Genomic DNA, 2,099 nt, shown 5'->3' on the forward strand with positions numbered 1-2,099 from the left:
TAATATGAGTAGAACATTCATATGACCAGTTTTCTTGTCAAGGACAAATAATCGCCTAGCCTGTCTGGCCGGACAGGCTAGGCGATAACCCATCGTTGCTTGCCTCCAATTTCAGACGTGTTTACCAACGTCAAGCACTTTGATCAAACTCATATCCGCGTGTCGCTGCCTCGTAAGGCTTGGTTGCCGCATGTAGATACCTTCGGCTGGACGGGGCCACTTGAGATGTTTCTCTTTCTGTCAACGCACGCAACCATATTGCCGTGCAAATGTTCTCCGTGGTTCGTCCCGGCACTCTTGATTTAGATTCAAGCAATGAGGTAAAGGGATGTGCAAGTAATGCGCTATGCAGGTAAAGTAGCTATCCAATAAACCCATTCACATAATTCACGAGCAATAGCGACCTTCGCTTTATTGTTGGACAATCCTTTTTCAATCAAGTATTCTCGCCGCTTCTTTAGTCGTTTAGAGCATTTATCTGCTTTTGCCCGGACGTTTTCGGGGACGCTTTCATCCTCATGTCTGACAACCGGGATGCATCGGGCATAGATATTGGCGCACTCTATGATGATGCTTCTAAGATACCCATTTCCGGTTTTCGTAATTCTTCCTGTTATCCTTCGCTTTCCCGTTGAATGCTCTGATGGGGTTAAGCCTACAAAGGATGCAAATGATCTGCCGTTCTTGAAGCGGGCAAAGTCATTGATCTCGCACACCAGTGTAAATGCGGCAACTTTGCCTACTCCATATATGCACATAAGACGCTTTGCTAGCGTTAATAGCCTTTCATCGTCTTCAATAATGCGAACGATGTGGTTTTCGATATAGGAAAGGCGCTCTTCTAGGCGTATGACCTCGGCATATTTCAATCTAAAGACGAAAGTGTCTTCCGGGCGCTCAAATTCTATTTCTTCGGCCCATTCCCTGAATTTCTTGGACCACCTTCTTTTCGTGAGGCTGTATTCTGTTTTCGTGAGAAGGAGAAACGAAGCGACCCTTTGCTTTGCTCTCTTCAAGTCGTTCATTGTTTCATTGCGAAGCCGCGACAAGTGTTGCAGCGATTCTTCTTGCAGGGTCGGTATATGCGTTTCTCGAATCGCGCCAGAAGACAGCAATCTTGCTAACCATTCTGCGTCTATCTTGTCGTTTTTCTTTCGGTCATGGCGCTTAGGGAGTTTTGAGGTCGCCGCAACTACGCATTCAAAGCCTGCGCTGATTAGCGTTCTTGCCAAAGAATAGCCTGTGGGACCTGCTTCATATACACAACGTATCGGTCTAGGGAGATCGTTCTCATTGATCCAGCGAATGATTTGATTCGGATCATCGCTAAACGTCTCGTTTTGGATCTCCCCTGTTTCAATTACAAGAGCGCACACTTCGTTTTTTGTGCTATGCGTGTCAATTCCAATATAGGTAGAATATCGCATAGGAACCTCCCTAATGATTTTCCGCTACTGCTTTTGTGATACGGCAATTATGGGAGAATCCTCTTTACGTTAGAGGAGGTTCTCCAGCTTCAAAACTGGTCATATCTTCTGTCAATAGGCAATGAAGACCCAAGCCAGGAATTTCTTCCCAACTTGGGCCTTGTTATCATCACCTGACCGCTTCCGACGGGTAGTGTCCTCAAACCGACGCTCGTATTCGCAGTTTAATATTCGCGGGTTGACGGTCATGAGCTAGCGCGAACCGTTACAAGTTCGCTGCATCATAGCTCATCTATGTTGACCGCCTGTCTTCGCATTTCGTTGCTACGGCTGGATGCGCGCACCTTCCAATAAGAAGAGTCTCTCTGCGAGCATGGCGGCTTGTCCGCCGCTCAAAAAGGCATCTGGGATCGCACCCAACGACCAGTCGATATGGAAGAGATGTCAGGGAATGATCGGTATTGAGCAGGTAGAATGCTCTTAGGTCAGCGTCCCTTCGCTCATGCGCCCGAGCGCCCATATCCAGCATGCCAACTCGCGCGCAGTGGCCACGTTGGCCACAACGGGACGCTTATGCAGGTCGATGGTGAAGTGCCGCCTTCGATCGACCAGCCGCCTTACGCCTTGCGCCGCATGGTTCGATATCGAGGTCGGCACGGAATCGTCGTAGAG

1 protein-coding gene and 1 pseudogene are annotated in these 2,099 nt (G+C 48.4%); both read right to left on the reverse strand.

Annotated elements, in window-relative coordinates:
* Positions 1–344: 344 nt before the first annotated feature.
* Positions 345–1,427: an IS110 family transposase gene (locus G7Y46_RS09010; RefSeq protein WP_165254017.1), complete on the reverse strand. Its 1,083-nt coding sequence runs from the start codon at positions 1,425–1,427 to the stop codon at positions 345–347.
* 480 nt (positions 1,428–1,907) lie between these two features.
* A pseudogene (locus tag G7Y46_RS09100) lies at positions 1,908–2,099 on the reverse strand (hypothetical protein); the annotation flags it as partial.

This window comes from Adlercreutzia sp. ZJ304, from assembly GCF_011039075.1.
In the GTDB taxonomy this organism is placed as follows: Bacteria; Actinomycetota; Coriobacteriia; order Coriobacteriales; family Eggerthellaceae; genus Adlercreutzia_A.

What these genes read in the sequence shown, in the direction of transcription:
- G7Y46_RS09010 (WP_165254017.1), bottom strand. Translation starts at nt 1,427, where the DNA reads ATGCGATATTCTACCTATATTGGAATTGACACGCATAGCACAAAAAAC.